Consider the following 23,736-nt stretch of genomic DNA (forward strand, 5'->3'; position numbering starts at 1 on the left):
GGTGTTCCGGGTGGGTCCTGGTCGTTGGTTGAGAACTGCACAGTGGACGCGAGCATCTTTGATTTTTGTGGTCAAGTTGATAAGGGCACAGGGTGGATGCCTTGGCACCAGGAGCCGAAGAAGGACGTCGTAGCCTGCGATAAGCCTCGGGGAGTTGGCAAACGAACCGTGATCCGAGGATGTCCGAATGGGGAAACCCCGTACGAGTCATGTCGTACGACCCGCACCTGAATATATAGGGTGTGTGGAGGGAACGCCGGGAAGTGAAACATCTCAGTACCGGCAGGAAGAGATATTCCGTGAGTAGTGGCGAGCGAAAGCGGATCAGGCCAAACCGTGCGCGTGTGCAAGCCGGCAGGCGTTGCGCGTACGGGGTTGTGGGACCTTTCGGTCCGGTCTGCCGACCGGGCAGGGAGTCAGAAAGCCGTGTCATAGTCGAAGGGTCTTGAAAGGCCCGGCACAGAGGGTGGTACCCCCGTAGACGAAATGATGCGGCCTCCCGAGAGGGATCCCAAGTAGCTCCGGGCCCGAGAAACCTGGAGTGAATCTGCACAGACCACTGTGTAAGCCTAAATACTACCTGGTGACCGATAGCGGACAAGTACCGTGAGGGAAAGGTGAAAAGTACCCCGGGAGGGGAGTGAAATAGTACCTGAAACCGTGTGCCTACAAGCCGTCGGAGCCTCCCTAGCAGGGGTGACGGCGTGCCTTTTGAAGAATGAGCCTGCGAGTTAGTGGTACGTGGCGAGGTTAACCCGTGTGGGGAAGCCGTAGCGAAAGCGAGTCCGAATAGGGCGTGTCAGTCGCGTGCTCTAGACCCGAAGCGAAGTGATCTAGCCATGGGCAGGGTGAAGCGCGGGTAAGACCGCGTGGAGGCCCGAACCCACCAGGGTTGAAAACCTGGGGGATGACCTGTGGTTAGGGGTGAAAGGCCAATCAAACTTCGTGATAGCTGGTTCTCCCCGAAATGCATTTAGGTGCAGCGTCACGCGTTTCTTGCCGGAGGTAGAGCTACTGGATAGCCGATGGGCCCGACCAGGTTACTGACGTTAGCCAAACTCCGAATGCCGGTAAGCCAGAGCGTGGCAGTGAGACGGCGGGGGATAAGCTCCGTCGTCGAGAGGGAAACAGCCCAGACCACCAGCTAAGGCCCCCAAGCGTGTGCTAAGTGGGAAAGGATGTGGAGTTGCACAGACAACCAGGAGGTTGGCTTAGAAGCAGCCACCCTTGAAAGAGTGCGTAATAGCTCACTGGTCAAGTGATTCCGCGCCGACAATGTAGCGGGGCTCAAGCACACCGCCGAAGCTGTGGCATTCACACGTGTACTAGGCCTTCGTGGTCCAGGTGTGTGGATGGGTAGGGGAGCGTCGTGTGGGCGGTGAAGCCGCGGGGTGACCCAGCGGTGGAGACCACACGAGTGAGAATGCAGGCATGAGTAGCGAATGACGGGTGAGAAACCCGTCCGCCGAATGACCAAGGGTTCCAGGGCCAGGTTCATCCGCCCTGGGTAAGTCGGGACCTAAGGCGAGGCCGACAGGCGTAGTCGATGGACAACGGGTTGATATTCCCGTACCGGCGAAGAACCGCCCATACCGAGCCCGGTGATGCTCAGCGCCTCGTGCGTGCCACCGCCCCTTCGGGGGCACCGGTGCGCACGGGCCGCGACCCGATCCGGTAGTAGGTAAGCGTATTAACAGGGGTGACGCAGGAAGGTAGCCCGGCGTGGCGATGGTAGTCCACGTCCAAGGTCGTAGGGTGAGGGGTAGGCAAATCCGCCCCTCCTGAGCCTGAGAGCCGACGGTGACCGCGCAAGCGGGAACTGGGTGATCCTATGCTGCCAAGAAAAGCCTCGACGCGAGGTTCTAGCCGCCCGTACCCCAAACCGACTCAGGTGGTCAGGTAGAGAATACCAAGGCGATCGAGCAAATCGTGGTTAAGGAACTCGGCAAAATGCCCCCGTAACTTCGGGAGAAGGGGGGCCTCAAGCGTGAACCGGCTTGCCCGGGGAGCGTGGAGGGCCGCAGAGACCAGGGAGAAGCGACTGTTTACTAAAAACACAGGTCCGTGCGAAGTCGCAAGACGATGTATACGGACTGACGCCTGCCCGGTGCTGGAAGGTTAAGAGGACGGGTCAGCCGCAAGGCGAAGCTCAGAATTTAAGCCCCAGTAAACGGCGGTGGTAACTATAACCATCCTAAGGTAGCGAAATTCCTTGTCGGGTAAGTTCCGACCTGCACGAATGGCGTAACGACTTCTCCGCTGTCTCAACCGCGAACTCGGCGAAATTGCACTACGAGTAAAGATGCTCGTTACGCGCAGCAGGACGGAAAGACCCCGGGACCTTTACTATAGCTTGGTATTGGTGTTCGGTGCGGTTTGTGTAGGATAGGTGGGAGACTGTGAAGCGGGCACGCCAGTGTTCGTGGAGTCGACGTTGAAATACCACTCTGACCGCTTCGGATGTCTAACCTCGGTCCGTGATCCGGACCAGGGACAGTGCCTGGTGGGTAGTTTAACTGGGGCGGTTGCCTCCTAAAATGTAACGGAGGCGCTCAAAGGTTCCCTCAGCCTGGTTGGCAATCAGGTGGCGAGTGCAAGTGCACAAGGGAGCTTGACTGTGAGACTGACAGGTCGAGCAGGGACGAAAGTCGGAACTAGTGATCCGGCGGTGGCTTGTGGAAGCGCCGTCGCTCAACGGATAAAAGGTACCCCGGGGATAACAGGCTGATCTTGCCCAAGAGTCCATATCGACGGCATGGTTTGGCACCTCGATGTCGGCTCGTCGCATCCTGGGGCTGGAGTAGGTCCCAAGGGTTGGGCTGTTCGCCCATTAAAGCGGTACGCGAGCTGGGTTTAGAACGTCGTGAGACAGTTCGGTCCCTATCCGCTGCGCGCGCAGGAAACTTGAGAAGGGCTGTCCCTAGTACGAGAGGACCGGGACGGACGAACCTCTGGTGTGCCAGTTGTTCCGCCAGGAGCACGGCTGGTTGGCTACGTTCGGAAGGGATAACCGCTGAAAGCATCTAAGCGGGAAGCCTGCTTCAAGATGAGGTTTCCATGCCCCCTCGAGGGGTGAGAGGCTCCCAGCTAGACCACTGGGTAGATAGGCCGGATGTGGAAGACGGGACCAACGACCGTCGCAGCTGACCGGTACTAATCAGCCGACCACTTCACCACAACATCATGCACGCGTCCACTGTGCGGTTCCCGAGCAACGAACGGGAACCCGTTTGACAACTCGATACCGTTACGGCGGCCATAGCGAAGGGGAAACGCCCGGTCCCATTCCGAACCCGGAAGCTAAGCCCTTCAGCGCCGATGGTACTGCACCCGCCAGGATGTGGGAGAGTAGGACGCCGCCGAACACCATTCCAGAAAGGCCCACCCCTAACCGGGTGGGCCTTTCTGCGTTCACCCACCACCCTGCCTCCACCACGATGCGCCAACCCCCGGTGAAGCCACCCCCATTCGATCACCGGTCCGCTGCTGTGCAGGCCGACGCGGGCACGGTCGGTGCGGACGGTTGCTTCGCCCCGGTTCTCGGTCACTGATGGCGGATCGAGCCGTTTGATCGGTGTCCGGTTGTGGGATGGCGTTCGGGCGACGTTCGCCGCGCAGGTCAGGCCGGTGAGCCGGGGTGTGCGGGCCGGACCATTGTCGGAGAGGTCGGGAGCGGTGCCTATGGGAGCTCGGTCGGTGTACCGGTCGGGCTTGGCTGCCGGTGTCAGCTGTTGTCGGCGATGAAGATCACGGCGCCGAGAGGCGGGATGCGGACGCTGGCCGAGAAGGGGCGTCCGTAATGGGGCACGGGATCAGCGGTGATCTGCCCGAGGTTGCCGACACCGGAGCCGCCATAGATCGCGGCGTCGGTGTTGAGGGCCTCGGTCCAGGTGCCGGCGCCGGGCAGCGCGAGGCGGTACTGCTCGTGCGGCACGCCGGCGAAGTTGACGACGACGACCGCGGTCGGCGCGCCCGGTGCTTTGCGGAGATAAGCGAGGGTGTTTCCCTGGGAGTCGTTCGAGTCGATCCATTCGAAACCCTCGGGCCTGTGGTCCAGCTTCCAGAGCGCCGGCTGTGCCCGGTACAGGGTGTTGAGGTCGCGTACGAGTCGCTGGACGCCGGCGTGCTTGGGGTCGTCGAGCTGTCCCCACCACAGGGAGTCCGCCTCCGACCATTCGCCCTGCTGCGCGAACTCGTCGCCCATGAAGATCAGCTGCTTGCCCGGGTGCGTCCACTGGTACGCGAACAGGGCTCGGACGTTCGCCGTCTTCTGCCAGTGGTCGCCGGGCATCCGGGCGTATAGAGAGCCCTTTCCGTGCACCACCTCGTCGTGCGAGAGCGGCAGGATGAACTGCTCGGAGTACGCGTACACCATCGAGAAGGTGATCTCTCCGTGGTGGTAGCTGCGGTGCACGGGCTGCTCCGCCATGTAGCGGAGCGTGTCGTTCATCCAGCCCATGTTCCACTTGAGGCCGAAGCCGAGACCGCCGTGGTCGGTCGGCGCGGTGACGCCGCCCCACGCCGTCGACTCCTCGGCGATCATCAGGACGCCTGGCGTGCGGCGGTAGGCCGTCGCGTTCGCCTCCTGGAGGAACGAGATGGCGTCGAGGTTCTCACGACCGCCGTACTGGTTGGGTCGCCACTGACCGTCCTTGCGGGAGTAGTCGAGGTAGAGCATCGAGGCGACGGCGTCGACGCGGAGGCCGTCGACGTGGAACTCCTCGAACCAGTAGGTGGCGTTGGCCACCAGGAAGTTGCGGACCTCGGCACGGCCGAAGTTGAAGATGTACGTGCCCCAGTCGGGGTGCTCGCCCCGCAGCGGGTCGGGGTCCTCGTAGAGCGATGTGCCGTCGAACCGGCCGAGGCTCCAGTCGTCCTTGGGGAAGTGGGCCGGCACCCAGTCGACGATGACGCCGATGCCGGCGTCGTGCAGGGCGTTGACGAGGTAGCGGAGGTCGTCCGGGTGGCCGAAGCGGGAGGTCGGCGCGTAGTACGACGAGACCTGGTAGCCCCATGAGCCGCCGAAGGGGTGCTCCGCGACCGGCATGAACTCCACGTGGGTGAACCCCGTCTGACGCACGTAGTCCGTCAGCTGGGTGGCGAGGTCGCGGTACGAGAGCCCCTGACGCCACGAGCCGAGGTGGACCTCGTAGATCGACAGGGGGCCGGTGTGCGGGTCGGTGCTCGCGCGATGGGCCAGCCACGCGTCGTCCGACCAGGTGAAGTGCGAGTCGACGACGACCGAGGCGGTGGCGGGCGGGACCTCGGTGCCGCGTGCCATCGGGTCGGCCTTCTGCCGCCAGGTGCCGTCGGCGCCGACGATCTCGAACTTGTAGCGCGCCCCCGCGGTGACGCCGGGCACGAACAGCTCCCAGACGCCGCTGTCGCCCAGCGAACGCATCGCGTGCTGCGCACCTTGCCAGTAGTTGAAGTCGCCGATGACGCGGACGGCGCGGGCGTTGGGCGCCCAGACGGCGAAGGACGTCCCGGTCACGTCGCCCAGAGGATCCGGGTAGCGCCGGACGGCCGCACCGAGGACCGTCCAGAGCTGCTCGTGACGGCCCTCCCGGATGAGGTGGAGGTCCACCTCGCCCAGGGTCGGCAGGTAGCGGTAGGGCTCGTCGACCAGGGTCGTGGTCTCGCCGTAGGTGACCGCGAGGCGGTAGGCGGGGACGGCGTCGGCGTCGAGAACGGCGACCCAGATCCCGTCCTGCTCGTGGCGAGCCTCCGTCTGCCCGCCGTCGGTCACCACGACGACGCTGTCCGCCAGGGGCCGCAGCGTGCGGATGGTCACGCCGTGCTCGCCGGGATGGGCGCCCAGCACGCCGTGGGGGTCGTAGTACAGGCCTGACGCGACCGCCCTCAGGGTGTCGGCGTCGACGGGGACCGGGGAGGGTGCGACCGAGGTCATTGCCCTAGCCAACCACCGGAGCGGCGTCCCTGCAGACGGGCGCACGGGACACGCGGACGGGGCGGGCGACCGACGAGCCCCTGTCCCTCAGCGGAGCAGCCGGTCCAGCCCGGCCAGGGGGATGTGCAGCCAGTCAGGACGGTTGCGCTGCTCGTAGACCGCCTCGTAGAGCGCCTTGTCCAGCTCGAGGGCCGTCAGGAGCAGCGCCGACGAGCCCTCGCCCGTGGCCAGGGAGGTTCCGGCCGTCGCGTCGTACCGGACCAGGAGGGCGTCGCGGGCGGCACCGGACCAGGCGTGGGCGGCCTCGTGGTGCAGACCGCCGACCGCCGCCGCGTAGTCGAAGGACCGCAGCATGCCTGCGACGTCCCGTACGGCGAGGTCCGGTCGGGTGCGCATGGCCAGCGGTGCCAACGGCTCACCCTCGAAATCGGTCACCACCCACCGGTCCGCGGATCGGAGAACCTGGCCCAGGTGCAGGTCACCGTGCACCCGCTGGCGCGGCGGTGCGTCCGGCAGAGCGCGGACGCGGGCAGCGACGCCGTGGACCGCGTCCCCGTACCCCTGAAGCGCGGGCACGGACTCCGCGGCCCAGGCGAACCGGTCCTCCAGCTGGCGGGCGACCTGCGCCGGACCCGCGGCGCCGTCGCCGTCGTCGGCGCCGCTCGGTTCCGCACCGAAACCCCGGACCAGGGCGGCGTGCATGCCGGCGATCAGGGTGCCGAGCTGGCCGGCGGCGTCGTCGAACGGTGCGCCGGCACCGGCGAGCTCGCAGGCGAGCTCGAAGCCGTCACGCGCCCCGGGGACGAACGCCGAGAGCGCGCCGAGGTAGCCCTCGACCAGCTGCCCGCCCGCGTCCGGCCAACGTCCCACGAGCCAGCCGAGCGGTGCCGGTACCCCGTCCCAGCCGACCTCGACGAGCCGGCGCGGTACGTCCACGTCCGGGTTCGGTCCGGCGGCGAGCGTGCGGAACACCTTGAGGATGCCGACCGCCGGTGCCTGCAGCTCCTCGCCGGCACGGCGGAGCACGACGGAGGTGTTCGACTGCTCGCCCGTGATCACGCGGGCGGTGGCCGGGTCCAGGTCGGTGGGCGCACGGCCGTCGGGGCCGTCGGCGGCGGCGAGCCAGGCGCCCAGGAACGCGGGGTGGCCGGTGCCGTCGAGCAGCAGCAGGTCGCCGATCCGGCCGACGGTGTCAGGGTCGACCGGCGCTGACGGGTCGGCCTGCGCCGTGGCGCTCGGGGCGAGCCGGTCGAGCACGAGCGGCACCTGGAGCAGCGTGTCGACCGAACCGAAGCGCACGCGGACCAGAGGGATGCGCACGGCCTCGTCGTCCAGCAGCAGCGTGGCCACCACGTCGAGCTGCGCCTCGGTCCCCTTGGCGGGGTACCAGCGGCGCGTCGGCAGCCAGGTCCGGACGAGCTCCGTCAGCGGCTCGAGGGGGAGGTCCGCCGACCCCGCCGTCGCGGTGAGCGTCACGGGGCGACCACCTCCAGCCAGTAGAAGTCGCGCGAGCCGAGCGTGAACGTGCAGGCGTCGTCCGGACCCACGGCGGGGAACGGAGCGCCGCCGAAGACGTCACGCAGCGCGGACCCTGCGGCACCCGGGAGCGTCACGCGGGCGGCGCGGGCCGTCGAGGCGAGGTTGGCCACGACGAGCACGGTCTGCGTCGGCGTCCGGCGCAGGAAGGTCAGGATCGAGTCGTTGTCGCACGGCACCACCGTGAAGTCGCCCATGCCGAGCGCCGGGTACCGGCGTCGGACGGCGAGCATGCCCTTGACCCAGTGCAGCAACGAGGTGGGCTGGGCCAGCTGCGCCTCGACGTTGACGTGGGCGTAGTGGTGCACCAGGGACTGGACCAGCGGCAGGTACAGCTTGCCGGGGTCGACGGTGGAGAAGCCCGCGTTGCGGTCCGGGGTCCACTGCATCGGGGTGCGGACGGAGTCGCGGTCCGCGAGCCAGATGTTGTCGCCCATCCCGATCTCGTCGCCGTAGTAGAGGCAGGGGCTGCCGGGCAGCGAGAGGAGCAGGGCGTGGGCGAGCTCGATCTCCTTCCGCGAGTTGTCCAGCAGCGGGGCCAGCCGACGCCGGATCCCGACGTTGGCGCGCATCCGGGAGTCCTGCGCGTACCAGCCGTACATGGAGGCGCGCTCCTCGGTGGACACCATCTCGAGCGTCAGCTCGTCGTGGTTGCGCAGGAAGGTGCTCCACTGGCCGCCGGCCGGGATCGGCGGCGTGTCCGCGAGGATGTCGACGATCGGCGTCGCCCGTTGGTCGCGCAGCGCGTAGAAGATGCGCGGCATCACCGGGAAGTGGAAGCACATGTGGCACTCCGGCTCCTCCGGGGTGCCGAAGTAGTCGACGACGTCCTCCGGCCACTGGTTCGCCTCGGCCAGCATGATGCGGCCGGGGAACTCCTCGTCGAGCATCCGCCGGACCCGGCGCAGGAAGGCGTGCGTGGCCGGCAGGTTCTCGCAGTTGGTGCCCTCCGCCTCGAACAGGTAGGGGACCGCGTCGAGCCGGAAGCCGTCGACGCCGAGGTTCAGCCAGAACCGGCCGACGTCGAGCATCGCCTCCGCGACGCGCGGGTTCTCGAAGTTGAGGTCGGGCTGGTGGCTGAAGAACCGGTGCCAGAAGTACTGCCGCCGGACGGGGTCGAACGTCCAGTTGGACGTCTCGGTGTCGACGAAGATGATGCGGGCATCGGGATAGCCCGCGTTGTCGTCGCGCCAGACGTAGAAGTCGCCGTAGGGCCCCTCGGGGTCGGCCCGCGACGCCTGGAACCACGGGTGCTGGTCGCTGGTGTGGTTCATGACGAGGTCGACGACGATCCGCATGCCGCGGGCGTGGGTCTGCTGCACCAGCTCGGTGAAGTCGGTGATCGAGCCGTACTGCGCGGCAACGGCCGTGTAGTCCGCCACGTCGTAGCCGCCGTCACGCAGGGGCGACGGGTAGAACGGCGGCAGCCACAGGCAGTCGATGCCGAGCCACTGCAGGTAGTCCAGGCGCTGGATCAGGCCCTGGATGTCGCCGGAGCCCTCGCCCCGCGAGTCGGAGAAGCACCGCAGCATCACCTCGTAGAACACCGCGGTGCGGTACCACTGGGAGTCCGGCGTCGGGGCGCCCGGCAGCGCCGCGGCGGGCACCTGGGGCTGGCGGCGCGCGGGCAGGCCGTGCAGCGCCAGCGCGGCGGTGGTCGGTGGCGGCTCGGTCACGGCACGTCCACGTGCACCACGTGGGCGCAGCTGACGGTCGGGTCGAGCCGGACGAACGCCTCCGGGCCCCACCAGAACGTGGCGTCGGTCAGCAGGTCGTGCGCTCGCACGGGGCCAAGGGCCGGCAGCCCGAGCGCCTCGAGGTCCAGCAGGACCATGCCTTCCCGTGGGTGGAACGGGTCGAGGTTCACGACGACCACCACGGTGTCCGCGACGCCGGTCGGCGAGTCCTCCGCCGCGACGTGGCGGGAGAAGCAGACCAGGGCGTCGTCCGTCGTCGGGTGCACCCGCACGTCACGCAGCTGCTGGAGAGCCGGGTGGGCGCGCCGCACCGCGTTCAGCCGGCCGATCAGCAGCGCGATGCCGTAGCGGTCCGCCTGCGACCAGTCGCGGGGGCGGAACTCGTACTTCTCGTTGTCGATCTGCTCCTCGACACCCGGACGCGGGATGTGCTCGACGAGCTCGTAGCCGGAGTAGATGCCCCACGTCGGCGAGCCCGTGGCGGCCAGCACCGCCCGGACGGCGAAGCCGCCCAGGCCGGTGGCCTGCAGGTACGGGGGGAGGATGTCATGCGTCGTCGGCCAGAAGCTGGGGCGCATCCACGCACCGTCCGGGCCGGCGACCGTGGCGATGTACTCCTCGAGCTCCTCCTTCGTGTTGCGCCAGGAGAAGTACGTGTACGACTGGTGGAAGCCGATCTTGGCCAGCGCGAGCATCATCGCCGGCCGGGTGAAGGCCTCTGCGAGGAAGAGGACGTCCGGGTGGTCACGCGCGACCTCCGCGAGCAGCCGCTCCCAGAACGCGAGCGGCTTGGTGTGCGGGTTGTCGACGCGGAACGCGGTCACACCGTGGGAGATCCACAGCTCCACGACGCGGTGGATCTCGGCGTAGATGCCCTCGGGGTCGTTGTCGAAGTTGAGCGGGTAGATGTCCTGGTACTTCTTGGGCGGGTTCTCGGCGTAGGCGATCGAGCCGTCGGCACGCGTGGTGAACCACTCCGGGTGCTCGCGGACCCAGGGGTGGTCCGGCGAGCACTGCAGGGCGAGGTCCAGGGCCACCTCGAGGCCGAGCCCGCGGGCGGACGCCACGAAGGCGTCGAAGTCGTCGAACGTCCCCAGGCTCGGCTCGATCGCGTCGTGACCACCGGCGGCCGAGCCGATCGCATAGGGGGAGCCCGGGTCGCCGGGCTCGGCGACGAGGGTGTTGTTGCGGCCCTTGCGGAACGTCGTGCCGATCGGGTGGATCGGCGTCAGGTAGACGACGTCGAAGCCCATCGACGCGATGCGCGGCAGCTGCTCGGCGGCGGTGCGCAGCGTGCCCGAGACCCAGCGCCCCGTGTCCGGGTCGACGTGCGCGCCGTGGGACCGCGGGAACAGCTCGTACCAGGAGCCCGCCAGGGCGAGCGGGCGGTGCACGACGAGCGGGTAGTCGGCCGACGGGGAGACGAGGTCGCGCAGCGGCGTACGGGCGAGCGCATCCCGGACGGCGTCGGACAGGGCGACGCCCAGGCGCTCGTCGGCCGGGCGCTCGCGGTCCCGCAGGGCCGCCGCGGCGTCCTGCAGCACCGCCGCGTCCTGCTCGGGCATCGCATCCGGCCCGGTGCGCCCGGCCGCGCGCGTCAGGACCCGCGCACCCTCGGTGAGCATCAGCTCGGCGTCGATGCCGGCCGGCACCTTGATCGCCGCGTCGTGGGCCCACGTGCCGTACGGGTCGGACCAGCCCTCGACCCGGAACGTCCAGGCGCCGGTGGCGTCGGGAACCACGCGGGCCTCGTACCGGTCGAGGCCCTTGAGCACCTCCGTCATGCGGACCCGCTGGTGCACCTCACCGTCCGGCCGGACCAGCACGGCGGTGGCGCCGAACGCGTCGTGGCCCTCGCGGAACACGGTCGCCTGGATCGGCACCGCCTCGCCCACCACGGCCTTCGCCGGGAACCGGCCCTCCTCCGCGACCGGCGCCACGTCGAGCACCGGGATGCGTCCGATGCGGACGGGCGGCTCGTCGGGCGGCGCCGGCCGGGCCGCGTCCACCGCGGAGTGCCGTGCGGGCGCGCCCGAGCCGGTCGCGCCGGAGGAAGTCGCACGGCGCGCCGGGGCGGCCGCAGGGGTCGGGGGAACCCCGGGCGCCACCGTGGGCTCGGGCTGCGGACGGGGGGACGGGGACGACGACGGTCGCACGGTCCGAACCTATCCGCCCGTGCCGCACGTGGGCATCCGCACGGGACGTCGCTGGACGCGTGTCCTGGTCAGGTGGGGATCCGGTGCTGCGCAGCGCCGGGGCCTGTCACGCGGCGCAGGCCGGTGGCGGTACCGCTCAGGCGCGGACGTAGACGCGCATGCTGAGCGGCTCGAGGACCACGCTCTCGCCACCGCCCGCGTGCAGACCGCCTGCGATCGCCGTCAGGCGCTCCTCGCGGGGGTGCTCCCACACCGAGTCCCACGCCAGCTGCCACCTCGCGACGTGGTCCGGCGGCAGCCGGACCGCCAGCTGGTCCAGGGCGCCGTTGACCACGACGAGGACGGAGTCGGACTCCGGTGCGGCCGTCGTGCGGACCATCTGGAACGTGCGGATGGACGCGTCGTGCCACCGGGCGTGGTCGAACGGCGCTCCGTCGGGGCCGAACCAGGCCAGGTCCGGTGCCTCGCCGTCGCCGGCCGGCTCACCCGTGTAGAAAGCGGTGGCCCGGAGCGCGGGGTGGGCGCGGCGCAGCGTCAGGAGGTGGCGGGCGGTCTCGAGCAGGTTGCGTCGCCAGGGCGGCAGCTTCCAGGACATCCACGACAGCTCGGAGTCCTGGCAGTAGGCGTTGTTGTTGCCGTGCTGGGTGCGGCCGAGCTCGTCGCCGGCCGTGATCATCGGCGTGCCGGCGGCGAGCACCAGCGTGCCGAGCAGGTTGCGGATCGAACGTCGCCGCAGGGGGAGCACGTCGGCACCGGGTGAGTCGGGCGGCACCGGCCCCTCGACGCCGTGGTTCCAGGACCGGTTGTCGTCGCTGCCGTCCCGGTTCTGCTCCCCGTTCGCGGCGTTGTGCTTGTGCTCGTAGGCGACGAGGTCCGCGAGCGTGAACCCGTCGTGCGCCGTGAGGAAGTTGACCGACGCGGTGGGCGTACGCGCCAGCGGCGGTGTGCCGTTGCCGAACAGGTCGACCGAGCCGGACAGGCGCGTGGCGACCTCGCGGACGCGATGGCCCGGCAGACCGTGCGCGGCACGGCCCGGGTCGGCCAGCCAGAAGGAGCGGACGGCGTTGCGGAACCGGTCGTTCCACTCGCCGAACGGTGGCGGGAACTGGCCCGTGCGCCAGCCGCCGGGCCCGATGTCCCACGGCTCGGCGATCCGCTTCAGCGCGTGCAGCGACGGGTCGGTCGAGGCGGCGACGAGCAGCGGGTGGTCCGGGGTGAAACCCTGCGTCCCGCGCCCCAGCGTGACGGCGAGGTCGAACCGGAAGCCGTCCACCCCCACCACGTCGGCCCAGTACCGCAGCGAGTCCATCGTCAGGGCGACCACCTCGGGCCGCCGGAAGTCCAGGGTGTTGCCGCAGCCGGTGACGTCGACGATCCCCGCCGGGGTGTTGCCGTCGTGGGCGTAGTAGACGGCGTTGTCCAGGCCGCGCCAGGACAGGTGCTGGCCGTCGGCCCCGCCTTCGCAGGTGTGGTTGTAGACGACGTCCAGCAGCACCTCGAGCCCCGCCTCGTGCAGGGCGTGCACGGCGGTCCGCAGCTCGGCGAGGACCGCCGCCGGTCCCAGGCGCCGGGCCAGCTCGGTGGCGTACGGGGCGTGCGGGGCGAAGAACCCGAGGGTGTTGTAGCCCCAGTAGTTGGTCAGGCCGCGTCGGACGAGGTGCGGCTCCGAGGCGTGCGCGTGCACCGGGAGCAGCTCGACCGCGGTCACCCCGAGCCGCACCAGGTGCTCGACGACCGTCGGGTGCGCCAGCCCCGCGTAGGTCCCGCGCAGCTCGGGCGGCACGTGCTCGGCCAGCGCGGTGAGGCCCTTGACGTGCGCCTCGTACACGACCGTGTCCCGCCAGGGCGTCCAGGGTCGGTTGGCGGCCGGGTCCGGGCCGGCGAGGTCGCGGGTGTCCACGACGACGCCATGAGGGACGTGCGCGGCGGAGTCACGGGCGTCCGCTGCGCCCTGCGGGTCCCCACGGAGCTGGTCGTCGACGACGTGGCCGTAGGTGGCCGGGCCGTAGCCGAGCGCGCCGACGAGACCGCGCGCGTAGGGGTCCACCAGCAGCTTCGCCGGGTTGTAGCGGAGGCCGTAGGAGGGCTCCCACGGCCCGTGGGCACGGAAGCCGTACCGCTGACCGGGCTGCACGCCGGGGACGTGGGCGCTGAAGACGCCCAGCGAGGGACCGTCGAGCCGGACGCGGCGCTCCGTGCCCTCGTCGAGCAGGCACAGGTCGATCGCATCGGCGTGCGGGGCCAGCACGGCGACCTCGATGCCGTCGTCGACGACGTGCACCCCGAGGCGTGGCGGTCGTCGGGACGGGGAGCTCACGCGACCCATTGTCACCGCCTGCCGGCGGGAGCCCGCACACGCCTCGCCTGGGACCGTCGGTCCTTGCGGCAGGCGACGAGCAGCGGACGCGTCGGGACCGCGCCGGTGACGCCGGGTAACGTTCCGCGCGTGAGGATCCTCGTCGCCGTGAAGCACGTGCCGGACATCCAGTCCGAGCGTTCCCTCGGACCCGATGGCCGGATGGTCCGCGACGGCGGTGACGGGACGCTGAACGAGCTGGACGAGAACGCCGTCGAGGCCGCGCTCACCCTGGTCGAGGAGGCGGAGGACGGCGAGGTGGTCGTGCTGACCGTCGGTCCGGACGACGCCGTCGACGCGGTGCGCCGAGCGCTGCAGATGGGAGCCGACGAGGCCGTCCACGTCGTCGACGACGCGATCGCCGGCTCGGACGCCGTCAGCACGGCCCGCGTGCTGGCGGCCGCGGTGCGCCGGCTGTCCGAGGAGCAGCCGGTGGACCTGGTGCTCACCGGCATGGCAGCCCTCGACGGCCTGACGTCCTTGGTGCCGACCGTGCTGGCCGACCTGCTGGAGCTGCCGGCGCTGACCTTGGCGACCGAGGTGATGGTGGACGAGACGGCGGGCACGGTGACCGTCCGCCGCGAGCTGGACCACGCCGTCGAGCTGCTGCGCGCACCGCTGCCGGCCGTCGTCTCGGTGACCGACAGCGCCAACGAGCCGCGGTACCCCGGCTTCAAGGGGATCATGGCGGCCCGCAAGAAGGCCGTGACCACGTGGACGCTGGCCGATCTCGGTCTCGAGCCCGACCAGGTCGGTGCGGCAGGGGCGCGCACCGCCGTGGTCGCGGCCGCCGAGCGGCCCGCCCGAGAGGACCGCGTCCTGGTGACCGACGGGGGCGACGCCGGTGTGCGCCTGGCGGCCTACCTCGTCGAGAACAAGCTCGTCTGACCCCGGACCCGAGGACCTGCGATGACTTCCCCCGTGCTCGTGCTGCTCGACCACGCCGCCGACGGCGCGCTCCGACCCTCGGCGGCGGAGCTGGTGACGCTCGCCCGCCCGCTGGCCGGTGACGGCGGTGTGCTCGGCGCCTGGGTGGGTGACGGACCGGGCCCGGACGCGCTGGCCGTCCTCGCGGCCCACGGTGTCGCGGCGGTGCACGCGGTGCGCCCGGACGCCGATCCCGCGCTCAGTGCCGTCACCGCCGAGGCGGTGACGGCCGTGCTGGGCGCGACCGGGGCGGGACTGGTGCTGATCCCCTCGACGTTCGAGGGCAAGGAGGTCGCCGCCCACCTGGCCGCGTCGACCGGCGCCGGCGTGGTGACGGACGCGGACGGGGTGCAGCTGCAGGACGGCGTGCCGGTGGCGAGCAAGACCGTGCTCGCGGGGACCTGGACCACCCGGTGCTCCGTGGTCGGCGCGCCCGCCGTGGTGACGGTGAAGGCCAACGCCGTTCCCGCCGAGCCGGTCGCGGCACCGAGGGAGCCCGTCGTCGTCGAGCACGAGCTGACGGTGAGCCCCGCGGCACGGCGCGTCGAGCTGGTGGAGCGCACCGAGCGCGCAGCGTCCGACCGGCCCGACCTCTCCGGTGCGCAGGTGGTCGTGGTCGGCGGGCGCGGGACGGAGGGCGACTTCGGACCCATCGAGGAGCTTGCGGACCTGCTCGGTGCGGCGGTCGGCGCCACCCGGGTGGCGACGGACGAGGGCTGGATCGCCAAGGAGGCGCAGATCGGGCAGACCGGCGTCACCGTGACGCCGAGGCTCTACATCGGCGCCGGGGTGTCCGGTGCGGTGCACCACCGCGGCGGCATGCAGGCCGCCGGCACGATCGTCGCGGTGAACTCCGACCCGGACGCGCCGATCTTCGAGATCGCCGACTTCGGCGTCGTCGGAGACCTGTTCACCGTGCTTCCGCAGGCGACCGCGGAGCTTCGTCGGCTGCTCGGCTGACCGTCGGCCGTCGAGGTAGGACGGCCGACGAGCGCCGGAGTCGCGGCGGGCGGGTCAGGACAGGTCGCGCAGCCAGCGCAGAGTCGCCTCGCCCTGGGCGGCCTGGAACGGCCGGAGGTTCGGCACGCCGGCCGGCGCGGGCTGCAGCGACCCCCACACGAGGTACCCGGCCAGACCGGCCAGCCCGGCGCGCAGGTCGTCGCGGCTGACACCGTCCGACACCGCCCGCGACGCGAAGATGCTGGCCGGGTCGCCACCGCCTTGCAGCTCGACGGACGGCAGCATGAACGCCAGGTCCAGCCATGGGGCCCCGACGCTGGCGTGGGGCCAGTCGATCAGCCACACGCGGTGGTGGTCGTCGATCATCACGTTGTCCGCGCGAAGGTCGCCGTGCACCAGCCCGTCACCGGCGAGGACGCCCGGCGTGTCCTGCTCCCAGCGCACCAGGTCGTCGAGGTGCTCCAGCGCCCACAGCGCGACGGGTCCCTGTCCGGCGAGGGTCGCACGGTCCGCGGCCGGGCCGTGGAACAGGCGACGCCAGCCGGTCAGGTCCTCCGCCAGCAGGTCGTCGGTACGGGGCAGGCCGTGGCCCGGCAGCGGCTCCGCGTCCGCGAGCGCGTCGACGGCGTCCAGGACGGAGGCGAGGTCGCTCGGCCGCCACGGCATCTCGGGGGAGCGACCGTGCACGGACTCGAAGCCGAGCAGCAGCCAGCCGTCCTCCTCGCCGGACCACAGCAGCCGGGGCGCGGGCACGTCCGGGGGCAGCGCCGCGGCCACGACGATCTCGCGGCGCGCCAGCTCGACGGAGGAGGGGTTGATCTCCGCGGAGACGGCCTTGACGAAGACGTCGCCACCGTCCGCCAGCTCCAGCACCGCGACGAAGCCGGGGGAGAAGCCCTCCGTCGCCGTGATCTCCGCCGTCACCTGCGAGCCGGCGAGGGTGCTGATCGCGCGGCGCACGCGGGTCGGCAGGTCGCGCCAGTCGAGCCGCTGGCCGCTGAAGGCAAGCGGCAGGGCGATGGCGTCGTCGGCACCCACGGAGGTCATACTGCCAGCCCGTCCTGTCCCGGTGGCGGTTCGTCCATCCACCGGTTCGTAGACTCGCACGGTGAGCGTCTATCTCGACCACGCGGCCACCACGCCGATGCTCCCGGCCGCCGTCGAGACCCTCACCCGCGAGCTGGCCCGCACGGGCAACCCGTCCTCCCTGCACGCGTCCGGCCGTGCCGCCCGGCGCACGGTCGAGGAGGGCCGTGAGCGGCTCGCAGCCGCGCTGGGCGCCCGGCCCAGCGAGGTCGTCCTCACCTCCGGGGGGACGGAGGCCGACAACCTCGCGGTGAAAGGCCTGTTCTGGGCGCGGCGCACCGCCGACCCGGACCGACGCCGGCTGCTGGTGTCCAGCGTCGAGCACCACGCGGTGCTGGACCCGGCGTTCTGGATGGCGGAGCACGCGGGCGCCGAGGTGGTGCTGCTGCCGGTCGACGGGGACGGCGTGGTGGACACGGCGGCGCTCGCGGCCGAGCTGGCCGAGCACGGCTCCCGGACGGCTCTCGTGTCGGTGATGTGGGCCAACAACGAGGTCGGTGCGCTGCAGCCGGTCGACGAGGTGGTGGCGCTGGCACACCGCTACGGCGTTCCCGTGCACGCCGACGCCGTGCAGGCCGTGGGTCAGGTGCCCGTCGACTTCGCCGGCTCGGGGCTCGACGCGATGACGGTCACCGGGCACAAGCTGGGTGGGCCGGGCGGCATCGGTGCGCTGCTCGCCCGGCGCGGCCTCGACCTGACGCCGGTGCTGCATGGCGGTGGCCAGGAGCGGGGCGTGCGGTCGGGCACGCTGCACGCTGCACTGGTGGCTTCGTTCGCGGTCGCGGCGCAGGAGGCCGTCGCGACGATGCCGGAGCTCGCGGTCCGCGTCGGCGCTCTGCGCGACCGCTTGGTCGCCGGGGTGCTCGAGCGTGTGGAGCGGGCGCGGCTGCGGGGACCGGCGGAGGCGCCGCGACGGCTGCCCGCGAACGCCCACTTCACCTTCGACGGGTGCGAGGGCGACTCGCTGCTGTACCTGCTGGACTCGGCGGGGATCGAGGCGTCCACGGGGTCCGCGTGCCAGGCCGGCATCCCGCAGCCGAGCCACGTGCTGCTGGCGATGGGGCTGGGCGAGGACGACGCCCGCGGCGCGCTGCGGTTCAGCCTGGGCCACACGAGCACGGAGGGGGACGTCGACGCCGTGCTCGAGGCGCTGCCGGCCGCGGTGGACCGTGCGCGGGCGGCCGGCCGAGCGCTGCGTGCGGCGGTGCCGGCCTGATGCGGGTGCTCGCGGCGCTCTCCGGCGGTGTCGACTCGGCGGTGGCTGCCGCGCGCGCGGTCGATGCGGGTCACGAGGTGGTCGGGGTGCACATGGCCCTGTCCCGCAACCGCGACCAGCTGCGCACCGGGTCACGTGGCTGCTGCTCGATCGAGGACGCCGGCGACGCCCGTCGTGCGGCGGACGTGCTGGGCATCCCGTTCTACGTGTGGGACCTGTCGGCGCAGTTCGAGCAGACGGTGGTCGCCGACTTCCTGTCCGAGTACCAGGCGGGCCGCACCCCGAACCCGTGCGTGCGGTGCAACGAGCACGTCAAGTTCTCGGCGCTGCTGGACAAGGGCGTGGCGCTCGGGTTCGACGCGGTGTGCACGGGGCACTACGCGCGTGTCGTCGAGGGTCCCGGCGGGTCCCGCGAGCTGCACCGGGCGACGGACGGGGCCAAGGACCAGTCGTACGTGCTGGCGGTGCTGGGGCCGGAGCGGCTCGCACGTGCGCTGTTCCCGCTCGGGGACGTCGTCTCCAAGGAGCAGACGCGTGCCGAGGCGGCGCAGCGGGGCCTGTCCGTCTCGGCGAAGCCCGACTCGTACGACATCTGCTTCGTGGCCGACGGCGACACCCAGGGGTTCCTGCGGGACCGGCTCGGTTCGCGACCGGGCGAGGTGGTCGACGCCGACGGCACGGTGGTCGGCGCGCACGACGGGGCGTACGCCTACACGGTGGGGCAGCGGCGCGGGCTGCACCTGGGACGGCCGGCGGCGGACGGTCGACCGCGGTACGTGCTCGCGGTCGAGCCGGTGCAGAATCGGGTGGTGGTCGGGCCGGCCGAGGCGCTCGCCGTGACCGCGGTGCGGGCGGACCGTGCCGTGTGGTTCGGCGACGCGCCGGCCGCCGGGACCGCGTGCGAGGTGCAGGTGCGGGCGCACGGCGCGGCGGTGGGCGCCCGGGTGATCCGGGCGGACGACCGGGTCGAGGTGGCGCTGGACACGGATGCCGCGCTGCGCGGCGTGGCGCCGGGGCAGTCGCTGGTGCTCTACGCGGGGAGCCGGGTGCTGGGACAGGCGACGGTCACAGGAACCACCGGGCCGGTGTCGGCCCCGACCGGCCGGGAGCCCGCGGTGCGCGCATGACGGCGGTGACCGGTCCCGGCCCGTGGCCAGGGGTTGATGCGCTCGAGGCGCAGAACGTCGTGCTCGGCGAGCTCGGTTCGCCACCCGAGGGTGTCACCGGGATGCCGTTCGCGGTGGTGCTGACCCAGCGCGGGCCGTGGTCCGACCTGCTCGGACGGGCCGTCGGGATGCTCGTCGACCTGCCGGTCGAGCTGGGCCCGCACGGCTGGCGGCTGACCGGTCGGCCCGGCGGTGACCTGGTGCGGAGCCGCTCCTACCTGCGCGACGACGTCGACGCCCTCGCGGTGGCGGCGCACGGCTGGTCCGGCCCGCTCGTGGTCCCCGTGTGCGGACCCGTGACGACGGCCGCCTCCGTGGACCTCTCCCGCGGCGAGCGCGTGCTGAGCGACCCCGGCGCCTCCCGGGACGTGGCGGAGTCGCTGGCCGCAGGCGTCGTGGACCACCTGGCGTCGCTGCGCCGTGCGGTCCCGGGCGCGCGCCCGACGCTGCTGCTCCACGAGCCCGCGCTCGCGGCTGCGATCGAGGCTCGGGTGCCCACGTTCTCCGGTCGGGCCACCTTGCGTGCCGTGCCGGTGCAGGTGGCCGGTGAGCGCATCGCCGCGGTGGCGGCTGCCGCGCGTGCGGCCGGGGCCGGGGACGTGGTGGTGCACACCGGGAGCTCCCTGGTGGGGTTGCCCGCAGCTATTGCGGCCGGGGCCGACGGCGTGGCGGTGGAGATCAAGGACCTGCCGGCTGCGGGTTGGGAGCAGCTCGCGGGTGCGGTGGAGGCCGGGACGGCGCTGTGGGCCCAGCTGGCCCCGGCACCCCGCGCGTCGGGAGGGGCGGCGGACCTTGCGGCGCACGCGCAGCAGCTGCTGCAGCCGTGGTCGCGCATCGGGCTGGCCACCGCGCAGCTCGAGGGGGTGGTGCTGCTGGCCGCTGTCGCCGACGGTGCCCCGTCCGCGCGCAGCGGGCTCGCGGAGGCGGTGCAGGCCGCGCAGCGGGTCGCCGACCGCGCCGCCGGGTAGGCGCGCGGCCGGTGGCTGGCGCGCCGGAGCTTCGGTGCACGGTCGGCGGCTGTCGGTGGTGCGGACCATGATGTGCTGCGTGAGCGAGGCGAACCAGACCGGGTCCGACGACGCGGCGCAGGGCGGTGACCAGGGCGTCGGCCCGCAGCAGGAGCGGGAGGTGCCGGCCGAGGTCCGGCGCCGGTGGACCGAGCTCGCCGAGCGGGTGCGGTCCGACCAGTTCGCCTACTACGTGCTCGACTCGCCGCCGTCGTCGGACGCCGAGTACGACGAGCGCCTGCGGGGGTTGGCCGCGCTCGAGGACCAGTTCCCGGGCCTGCGCACCCCCGGCTCGCCGACGCAGCAGGTGGGCGGGACGTTCTCGACCGAGTTCGCCGCCGTGCAGCACGCCGAGCGGATGCTCTCGCTGGACAACGTCTTCTCCCGCGAGGAGCTGACCGCCTGGGCCGACCGCGCGCAGCGCGACGTACCGGCCGGGGTGCCGCTGCACTGGCTGTGCGAGCTGAAGATCGACGGGCTCGCGATCGCGCTGCTGTACGAGCGCGGCCGGCTGGTCCGCGCCGCCACCCGGGGCGACGGGCGCACCGGAGAGGACGTCACCCTCAACGTGCGGACCATCCCGACGATCCCGCCGGTGCTGGCCGGGCCGCCGGAGTCGCACCCGGAGCGCATCGAGATCCGCGGTGAGGTGTTCCTGCCGGTCGAGGCCTTCGAGCAGCTCAACGCCGCGCAGGTCGAGGCGGGACGGCCACCCTTCGCCAACCCCCGCAACGCCGCCGCGGGGTCGTTGCGGCAGAAGGACCCCCGCGTCACCGCGTCGCGGCCGCTGCGGATGTACGCCCACGGGTTCGGTGCGCTGCGCTGGGGTCCCGGCGGAGGGGTCGGCGTCGACCGGCAGTCGCAGGTGTACGACCTGCTGGCCGGGTGGGGCGTGCCGGTGTCGTCCCACAGCCGCGTGGTCGGCTCGCTCGACGACGTGTGGGCGATGGTCGAGCACTACGGCGAGCACCGGCACGACGTGGAGCACCAGATCGACGGGATCGTCGTCAAGGTCGACGAGATCGCGCTGCAGCGTCAGCTCGGGAGCACCAGCCGGGCTCCGCGCTGGGCGATCGCCTACAAGTACCCGCCTGAAGAGGTGAACACCCGGCTGCTCGCCATCGAGGTCGGCATCGGCCGCACCGGCCGGGCGACACCGTTCGCGGTCATGGAACCGGTGCTCGTGTCCGGCAGCACCGTCCGGCAGGCGACCCTGCACAACCAGGACGTGGTGCGTGCCAAGGGCGTGCGGATCGGCGACATGGTGGTGCTCCGCAAGGCGGGGGACGTGATCCCGGAGATCGTCGGCCCTGCACCCGCGGCCCCGGACGACTCCGTGCCCCGCGTGGAGTGGCACATGCCCGCCGACTGCCCGGAGTGCGGCACCCCTCTGCGCCCGATGCGGGAGGGCGACGTCGACCTGCGCTGCCCGAACGCCCGGTCGTGCCCGGCCCAGGTGCGTGGCCGTCTCGAGCACATCGGGTCCCGCGGCAGCCTCGACATCGAGGCCCTTGGAGAGGTGACGGCCGCCGCGCTGACGCAGCCCGAGGTGCCGAGCACCCCGCCGGTCCCCACCGAGGCGTACCTGTTCGACCTGGTCGGCTACCCCGCCGACGCCCCCGCCGAGACGGTGGAGCGTGTCCGGGCCGCCAGCATGGAGCTGCTCGCCCAGGTCGAGGTGGTGGTCCGCGATCCCGAGACCGGGTTGCCGCGCGAGGACCCCGACGGGGCGGTGCGGCGGCGCGCACCCTTCCGGCGGCAGGCGAAGCACACGCCGGCAGCTCGCCGAGCGGCGGCAGCCGACGGCCGCAGGCTTCCGGAGTGGGAGCCGTCCGAGCAGGCTCGCAAGCTGCTCGACGAGCTGGACGCCGCCAAGACGAAGGAGCTGTGGCGGGTCCTCGTCGGGCTCAGCATCCGCAACGTCGGTCCGATCGCGGCGCGCGCGCTCGCGTCCGAGCTCGGCTCGATGGCGGCGCTGCGCGAGCTGCTGGACGACCGGGAGGCGGCGCTGGTCCGGCTGTCCGGCATCGAGGGCATCGGACCCACGATCGCGGAGTCGATCGTCGACTGGTTCACGGGCCCCGAGTCGGGCTGGCACCGCGAGATCGTCGACCGGTGGGCGGCCGCCGGGGTCCGCATGCAGGACGCGCGTGACGAGTCGACGCCGCGCACCCTCGAAGGCCTGACCGTCGTCGTCACCGGCTCGCTCGAGGGCTTCAGCCGCGAGGAGGCGAAGGAGGCGATCCTCACCCGCGGGGGCAAGGCGGCCGGCTCGGTCTCGAAGAGCACCGACTTCGTCGTCGTGGGGGAGAACGCCGGCTCCAAGGAGGCGAAGGCTCGCGAGCTCGGCCTGCGGATCCTGGACGAGGCCGGGTTCGTGGCGCTGCTCCGGCAGGGTCCGGACGGGGTGCCGGCATGACGGCGGAGGTCACCAGGCTCCCCGTCGCGGTGCGCGTGGCCCGTGGCGAGGACGAGCAGGCGGCGGGGGAGCTGACGGCGCAGGCCTACCAGGCAGACGGCCTGCTGCTCGCCGCGGACCCCTACGAGGAGGAGCTGCGGGACGCGCACCGGCGAGCGCGCGAGGCGACGTTGCTGGTCGCGGCCGTGCCGACCGGTGACGGGCGCGACGCGGTGGTCGGCTCGCTGACGCTCGCGCCGTACGGCTCGTCCTACGCCGAGGTGGCCGAGCCGGACGAGGTGGAGCTGCGGATGCTCGCCGTCGCGCCGGAGGCCCGCCGGCGTGGCGTCGCCGAGGAGCTGCTGCAGGCGGCTCTCCGCGAGGCCGTGGCCGGGGGCGCGCGCCGCGTGGTGCTCTCCACGCTCGACGTGATGACGGCGGCCCAGCGGCTGTACTCCCGGCTCGGTTTCGAGCCACGGTCGGACCGGGACTGGCACCACGGTGACGTCCACCTACGCGTCCACGTGTGGACCGCGCCCGCGGCGCCGGGCGTGCTGGTGGAGGTCGCCACCTGGACGCCGGCGCAGGAGGTGGACGTCGACGGCTGGCGCGTCGGGCTGTCGGGCGGGCTGACCCGCCGTGCCAACAGCGTCGTGGCCCTGGGCGAGCCAGCCGACCTGGTCGCGGCGCTGGAGAGGGTCGAGATGCTGTACGCGGACCAGGGGTTGCCGTCGGTGTTCCGCATCGGGCACGAGACCCGACCGAGCGGCCTGGACGCGGTGCTCGAGGCGCGGGGCTACGGGGTCGTCACGCGAACCGACGTCCTGGTGCGCGGCCTCGACGTGCAGCCGGGGCCCGGCGCCTCACCGAGGCAGGTGGCGGGTCTGCACCTGTCCGACGAGCCGGACGACGACTGGTTCGAGGACTGGCTGGCCGGCAAGTCGTCGAGCGGGTCCTCGGCTGCCGGGCTGCGGGGTACCGGCCGCGCGCTGCTGACAGGCGCACCGGCGCGGTACCTCTCGGTGCACGACGGCGGTCGGCTGGTCGGCCGGGTGCGCGTGGCGTTCGCCGAGGGATGGGCAGGCGTGTCGTGCCTCGCGGTCGACCCGTCGCAGCGGCGGCGTGGTCTCGGCCGGGCGCTCACCCTCGCCGCGCTCGACGAGGCCCGGCAAGCCGGTGCGCGCCGCGCGTTCCTGCAGGTGGAAGCGGCCAACTCCGGTGCCGCCCGACTCTACGCAGGTCTGGGGTTCCGGCCGGCGCAGCGGTACGCGTACCGCGAGCGCCCGCTGCACTGAGCCGCTTGCCGCGGATACTGGAGCG

The 23,736-nt window shown here is 71.7% G+C and carries 13 protein-coding genes and 2 rRNA genes; 9 read left to right on the plus strand and 6 right to left on the minus strand.

Annotated elements, in window-relative coordinates; genetic code table 11:
• The first annotated feature begins 69 nt into the window (after positions 1-69).
• Both QMF98_RS05210 and rrf read left to right on the plus strand, forming a co-directional pair.
• Positions 70-3,177 (plus strand): 23S ribosomal RNA (locus QMF98_RS05210).
• Positions 3,178-3,248: 71 nt separating this feature from the next.
• Positions 3,249-3,365, plus strand: a 5S ribosomal RNA gene (gene rrf, locus QMF98_RS05215).
• A 359-nt stretch (positions 3,366-3,724) separates the two neighbouring features.
• On the opposite strand, the gene glgB is transcribed toward rrf, so the two are convergent.
• The 5 genes from glgB to glgX all read right to left on the minus strand — a co-directional run bounded on the left by glgB (position 3,725) and on the right by glgX (position 13,626).
• Entirely contained in the window at positions 3,725-5,911 is a 2,187-nt protein-coding gene (glgB, locus tag QMF98_RS05220; RefSeq protein WP_337974981.1) for a 1,4-alpha-glucan branching protein GlgB, read from the minus strand.
• A gap of 87 nt (positions 5,912-5,998) precedes the next feature.
• Positions 5,999-7,387, minus strand: coding sequence for a maltokinase N-terminal cap-like domain-containing protein (locus tag QMF98_RS05225; protein ID WP_337974982.1), 1,389 nt, complete (start codon positions 7,385-7,387; stop codon positions 5,999-6,001).
• On the minus strand, positions 7,384-8,979 hold the full coding sequence (gene treS, locus QMF98_RS05230) for a maltose alpha-D-glucosyltransferase (RefSeq protein ID WP_490715662.1): 1,596 nt from the start codon (positions 8,977-8,979) through the stop codon (positions 7,384-7,386). The genes QMF98_RS05225 and treS overlap by 4 nt, the downstream gene beginning before the upstream one ends.
• A gap of 140 nt (positions 8,980-9,119) precedes the next feature.
• Complete coding sequence (locus QMF98_RS05235) at positions 9,120-11,153, minus strand: alpha-1,4-glucan--maltose-1-phosphate maltosyltransferase (RefSeq protein WP_337974984.1); 2,034 nt, start codon at positions 11,151-11,153, stop codon at positions 9,120-9,122.
• Positions 11,154-11,436: 283 nt separating this feature from the next.
• Positions 11,437-13,626, minus strand: coding sequence for a glycogen debranching protein GlgX (glgX, locus tag QMF98_RS05240; RefSeq protein WP_490715647.1), 2,190 nt, complete (start codon positions 13,624-13,626; stop codon positions 11,437-11,439).
• A gap of 120 nt (positions 13,627-13,746) precedes the next feature.
• Between glgX and QMF98_RS05245 the strand changes: the two genes are divergently transcribed.
• On the plus strand, positions 13,747-14,544 hold the full coding sequence (locus QMF98_RS05245) for an electron transfer flavoprotein subunit beta/FixA family protein (protein ID WP_337974986.1): 798 nt from the start codon (positions 13,747-13,749) through the stop codon (positions 14,542-14,544).
• A 21-nt stretch (positions 14,545-14,565) separates the two neighbouring features.
• Positions 14,566-15,543, plus strand: coding sequence for an electron transfer flavoprotein subunit alpha/FixB family protein (locus QMF98_RS05250; protein WP_337974987.1), 978 nt, complete (start codon positions 14,566-14,568; stop codon positions 15,541-15,543).
• Positions 15,544-15,597: 54 nt separating this feature from the next.
• Here the strand turns inward: QMF98_RS05250 and QMF98_RS05255 are convergent, their stop codons facing one another.
• Positions 15,598-16,590, minus strand: coding sequence for a phosphotransferase (locus tag QMF98_RS05255; RefSeq protein WP_337974988.1), 993 nt, complete (start codon positions 16,588-16,590; stop codon positions 15,598-15,600).
• A gap of 61 nt (positions 16,591-16,651) precedes the next feature.
• On the opposite strand from QMF98_RS05255, the gene QMF98_RS05260 reads away from it, so the two are divergent.
• From QMF98_RS05260 to QMF98_RS05280, 5 genes are all read left to right on the plus strand, one after another.
• Positions 16,652-17,845, plus strand: a complete 1,194-nt coding sequence (locus QMF98_RS05260) for a cysteine desulfurase family protein (RefSeq protein ID WP_337974989.1) — start codon at positions 16,652-16,654, stop codon at positions 17,843-17,845.
• Complete coding sequence (gene mnmA / locus QMF98_RS05265) at positions 17,845-18,972, plus strand: tRNA 2-thiouridine(34) synthase MnmA (RefSeq protein ID WP_337974990.1); 1,128 nt, start codon at positions 17,845-17,847, stop codon at positions 18,970-18,972. Before QMF98_RS05260 ends, mnmA begins: the two co-directional genes overlap by 1 nt.
• Positions 18,969-19,979, plus strand: a complete 1,011-nt coding sequence (locus QMF98_RS05270) for a uroporphyrinogen decarboxylase/cobalamine-independent methonine synthase family protein (RefSeq protein ID WP_337974991.1) — start codon at positions 18,969-18,971, stop codon at positions 19,977-19,979. Before mnmA ends, QMF98_RS05270 begins: the two co-directional genes overlap by 4 nt.
• Before the next feature lie 79 nt (positions 19,980-20,058).
• Complete coding sequence (gene ligA / locus QMF98_RS05275; protein WP_490715648.1) at positions 20,059-22,437, plus strand: NAD-dependent DNA ligase LigA; 2,379 nt, start codon at positions 20,059-20,061, stop codon at positions 22,435-22,437.
• Positions 22,434-23,711 (plus strand): GNAT family N-acetyltransferase, encoded by a 1,278-nt coding sequence (locus QMF98_RS05280; RefSeq protein WP_337974992.1) that lies wholly within the window; start codon positions 22,434-22,436, stop codon positions 23,709-23,711. Before ligA ends, QMF98_RS05280 begins: the two co-directional genes overlap by 4 nt.
• The last annotated feature ends 25 nt before the right edge of the window (positions 23,712-23,736 follow it).

The organism is Cellulomonas sp. NTE-D12 (assembly GCF_027923705.1).
Lineage (GTDB): Bacteria > Actinomycetota > Actinomycetes > Actinomycetales > Cellulomonadaceae > Cellulomonas.